This is a genomic window from Bacteroides sp. RTP31139st1_H2_RTP31139_211217, from assembly GCF_040227615.1.
Lineage (GTDB): Bacteria > Bacteroidota > Bacteroidia > Bacteroidales > Bacteroidaceae > Bacteroides > Bacteroides uniformis.
The window spans coordinates 3,263-7,415 of sequence record NZ_JBCNZM010000201.1 but is presented as its reverse complement, the minus strand read 5'-3'; the positions used below and the strand labels follow the sequence as shown (position 1 = coordinate 7,415).

Here is a 4,153-nt window from a genome sequence, read left to right as displayed (position 1 = left end):
GTTTGCTGCAAAGAAAAGGCCTTGCCGGAGAACGTGAAATACCTACATGGAGGGCTTTTAGTGTTGTGCCGCTCCCCATTTCGGGTTAGCTTGTGGCGTGGTTTATAGAGGTCGCGGCTACCTACTAATTGGGATGGCAGACTCTCTTTTTGATGAAAAGTAGGTATTGCCGGATTGTTAAAAATGAAGGACATTTGTACCGGTAATAATAGACAAGTGTTTATGGTTAGATTCGTACATTCCACTCATTCGCAATTCCATCCTTCCGTGGCTGGTAAGTGGCTGGTGTGGGGGACTTTGATGATGCTTCTTGCGGGGGTGGCTATCATTGTTTTTTCGGTATTCTCGCATGATGCACTCGATGCGTGCTGTAATTGCATAATCTGTACTTTCAACCGTGTCCCGAAGGAAGGGGAATATTTGTATAACCGCTACCTGCCGGTCATCAGCATGGTGTGGGTGGCGTTTCTGATACTTTTGGTATATGTGGTCCGCTATTGCATGAACAAGAGGAGGTAGCCGGGTGTTCTATAGGTAAAACTGAAAGGAGACTATATGAAAAAGATTGTTTTGCTTCGCCACGGCGAGAGTGCATGGAATAAGGAAAACCGCTTCACGGGGTGGACGGATGTTGATTTGACAGAGAAAGGCGTTGCTGAAGCTGTAAGGGCGGGTGAGCTGCTGGCAGAAAAGGGATTCCGCTTCAAGAAGGCGTATACTTCCTATCTGAAGCGTGCCGTGAAGACACTGGATTGTGTGCTGGACCGCCTCGACCAGGACTGGATTCCGGTGGAGAAATCGTGGAGGTTGAATGAGAAACACTACGGCCAGTTGCAAGGGCTGAACAAGGCAGAGACGGCTGCCAAGTACGGTGACGAGCAGGTGTTGGTATGGCGCCGGAGCTTTGATGTGGCTCCGCATGCATTGGCCGAGGATGACCCGCGTAATCCGCGTTTTGAGGACCGTTATCAAGAAGTGCCCGATGCCGAACTGCCCCGTACGGAGTCGTTGAAAGATACGATTGAGCGTATCATGCCTTACTGGAAATGTGTCATCTTCCCGAATCTGAAGACGGCCGACGAATTGCTGGTAGTGGCTCATGGCAATAGCCTGCGGGGTATTATCAAGCATCTGAAGCATATTTCGGACGATGAAATTGTGCATCTGAACCTGCCTACGGCGGTGCCCTACGTCTTTGAGTTTGACGATGAGCTGAACTTGACGAAAGACTATTTCTTGGGTGACCCCGAGGAGATAAAGAAATTGATGGAGGCTGTGGCCAATCAGGGAAAGAAGAAATGATTTTGGCGCGCGGAAGCGCGCTATTTCTTTATCCTCTCATCCCATGGAGCAGCGTCATGCTGAGCAGTACCCCGACCACTATACAGATGAGGATAAGGAACCAGTTCATGAGCCGTGCGCCCAGCTTGGTTTCCTTGTGCAAGTTCTGTTCAAAGTAGTTCTTGAAGAACAGATAGATGGCAGGCACAGTGGCGCTTGCCAGTAGCAGGTCTTCGGGAATCTTGTAGATGTAGACTTTGGAAAAGGCGATGAGCGCCCAGTGGCAAAGGAACAGAATGACGAGCAGGTTGACCCTGCGCGAGAAAGCCAGCAGCAGCCCGATGGTGAAAACTGCTACCGAGCAGGGCATCACGGTGGTGGTCATCATGGGAAATTCCATTCCGCGTGCCCACGAAAGGAGCGGGTAGAGGAAAGGCATTGCATAGAGTACCCCCACCAGTACCTTGTATTTCGGGTTGCGCTCGAACGGAGTGTAGCCGGTAAACAAATCCCATAGCCACAACACTGCAATCACTCCCCAGAAGATGGCGAGTATATGGTGGTGTCCGCGCGCTCCGCAATACATCATGTAGTACACGATGGATATCCACCCGTTCAGAAATACCATGTAGATTTTCATGGAGCGTTTTGCCCATAAGGTCGGTTTCCGGTAGAGTTGCGTGGTGAGCAGGATACCTGCTGCGGTGATGAGGAGCTGTGTCCACCAGGTGGCCTCGTTGTATTGTGCGATAGTATTCCAGAATATTTCCATTTGTGTCCATTAAAAAAACGGCTGCAAAGGTAGAGTTTTCTGCCGAAAGAATGAAATCGTTTTCTACATTTTGCCTATCTTTGTGCCTCCAAAAAATAGGTAAAAAGATTCATGGATAAGACTTTGACTGAACAAGAGATTGCCCTGCTGCGCAGGAAACTCGATTTATTGCTTCGTACCGGACAGCTGCTGGTGGAGAGTGCGGCTGATACGAACCGTGTTGTTCGTAACCTGAACCGTGTTGCCGCCTATCTGGGGCTGCCGGAAGAAAAGCTCCACATCGACGTAAGTTATACCATGCTGGTGGTGAATGTGAGCGACGGCCTGCATTCGTTCTCCAAATTCCAGAAATGTGAAAAGCATGGCATCAACATGACTGCCATTTCCGAAATCAGCAAACTGTCCTGGCGGGCTATTGAGAATGACTATTCCCTCGACCAGTATGAGGAGGAACTGGAAAGAATCAAAAACAAGAAGCGGAACTATGTGCCATACGTTGTTGCCATCGGTGCCGGCTTTGCCTGCGGAGGTTTCTGTAAACTGTTCGGTGGTGACTGGATGGCGTTTCTGTTTACCTCTATCTGCGCTTTTGCCGGCTTCCGCGTCCGTGCCCGTTGCATGGAGTTCGGCATCAATCACTATATGAGTATTGCCATTGCCGCATTGATTTCTACCTGTCTGGCCTATGTGTCTTCGTTTGCCGGGCTCTCGGAAACTCCCTATCATCCGTTGTTGGCGTGTGCACTGTTCATCGTTCCGGGGGTGCCGCTGATAAACTTTGTGGATGATATGATTGACAATTATATCCAGGTGGGCATTGTGCGGGCTGTGAATACGGTGCTGATGGTCTGTGCAATGGCCTTCGGCATTGTAATAGCCATGCGCCTGCTGACGGTGGAGGATGTCGTGATTGACAAGAAGTTCAGCGAATTGAGTATGGTGCCTCATGACAGTTATCTGGTGTATGCCATTGCGGCGGCGATAGCTGCCATGGGATTTTCCATGATATTCAACATACAGCGGCGCTTGTTGTGGGTTGTTGCGGTGGGCGGTATCATTGCCGTTTGTACGCGTAACTTTGTCAATTTCGAATTGGGTTACGGACCGGTGATAGGTTCGTTCATGGGCAGCATGGTTGTCAGCCTGATAGCCGTGAAGGCAGTGCATTGGTTCCATGTTCCCAATCATGTGCTGACGATTCCTTCTGTCATCCCGATGATTCCGGGAGTGCTGATGTATCGTGCACTTTTCGGGCTTATCAATATGCACGGTGTGGTAGGCGAGGTGACGGCGGTTGTTTCCAACGGCATCACGGCTTCACTGATTATTCTCTGCATAGCGCTGGGAGTGGCGGTGCCCAATATCTTTGCCCGCCGGTATATTGCCAAGGATAGGCAGCGCTTTCTTCAGGAGGAGCTGCAGAAGCGCAGGGAAAGAGGGAAATTTATAGAATGGTGATATAGGTGGAGGGTGTCAAAAAACTCTTAACACTTTCTTTTAGGCGCGGATTACGCGGATTTCACGGATTTTGTTTATTGAATCCGTGTTATTCCGTGTAATTCGCGCCTGATATTATAACATTATAAAAGTGCTCATATATTTTTGAAAACTTCTCTTCTTTTTTAAATGCCCTTTTTCGGATTATAGTGGTAAATGACGGTTTCGCCTTTTTGCAGGGATGTTTGTACGTCAATCAGACGCTGGTTGCGGCTTCCCCGGAAATAGAGTTCCTCATCCCTCAGTTCTTTCTTGAATTTGCCGTCCACCAGTACGTCGATGTACTTCAGCAGTTGGGCTTGGCGCGGGTTGCGCAGTAGTTTTTCGAAAGTATAGCCCGTATAGCACCAGATGTTTTTCCGGCTCCGCTCCTTGATGGCATGTGCCAGTTGGGTGAATCCTTCCGGCTGGAACATCGGGTCTCCACCACTGAAGGTGACGTCTGCAAAGTTGTCGGCAAGGACTTTTTCCAGAATCTCTTCCGTACTCATCCAGTGCCCGCGGTTGATGTCCCACGACTCCGGATTGTGGCAACCGGGACAACCGTTGGGGCATCCGGCAGCATAAATGGCGGTCCGGAAGCCCGGACCGTCTACTGTGGTA

General features: G+C 49.8%; 5 protein-coding genes. 3 read left to right on the top strand and 2 right to left on the bottom strand.

All coding sequences use genetic code 11. From position 1 onward, the window contains the following. Positions 1-222: 222 nt before the first annotated feature. Both ABUA47_RS21620 and gpmA read left to right on the top strand, forming a co-directional pair. Positions 223-519: a hypothetical protein gene (locus ABUA47_RS21620; protein ID WP_005837364.1), complete on the top strand. Its 297-nt coding sequence runs from the start codon at positions 223-225 to the stop codon at positions 517-519. A gap of 36 nt (positions 520-555) precedes the next feature. Next, complete coding sequence (gene gpmA, locus ABUA47_RS21615) at positions 556-1,302, top strand: 2,3-diphosphoglycerate-dependent phosphoglycerate mutase (protein ID WP_005827407.1); 747 nt, start codon at positions 556-558, stop codon at positions 1,300-1,302. A gap of 28 nt (positions 1,303-1,330) precedes the next feature. Here gpmA and ABUA47_RS21610 read toward each other — a convergent pair whose 3' ends face one another. Beyond that, a complete protein-coding gene (locus tag ABUA47_RS21610; RefSeq protein ID WP_005837362.1) occupies positions 1,331-2,053 on the bottom strand; it encodes a DUF6064 family protein in 723 nt (240 codons plus the stop codon). 111 nt (positions 2,054-2,164) lie between these two features. Between ABUA47_RS21610 and ABUA47_RS21605 the strand changes: the two genes are divergently transcribed. Next, a complete protein-coding gene (locus tag ABUA47_RS21605) occupies positions 2,165-3,511 on the top strand; it encodes a threonine/serine exporter ThrE family protein (RefSeq protein WP_005827410.1) in 1,347 nt (448 codons plus the stop codon). Positions 3,512-3,675: 164 nt separating this feature from the next. Here the strand turns inward: ABUA47_RS21605 and nrdG are convergent. Further along, the coding region (gene nrdG / locus ABUA47_RS21600; protein WP_349832032.1) for an anaerobic ribonucleoside-triphosphate reductase activating protein at positions 3,676-4,153 on the bottom strand (478 nt) is incomplete at its 5' end.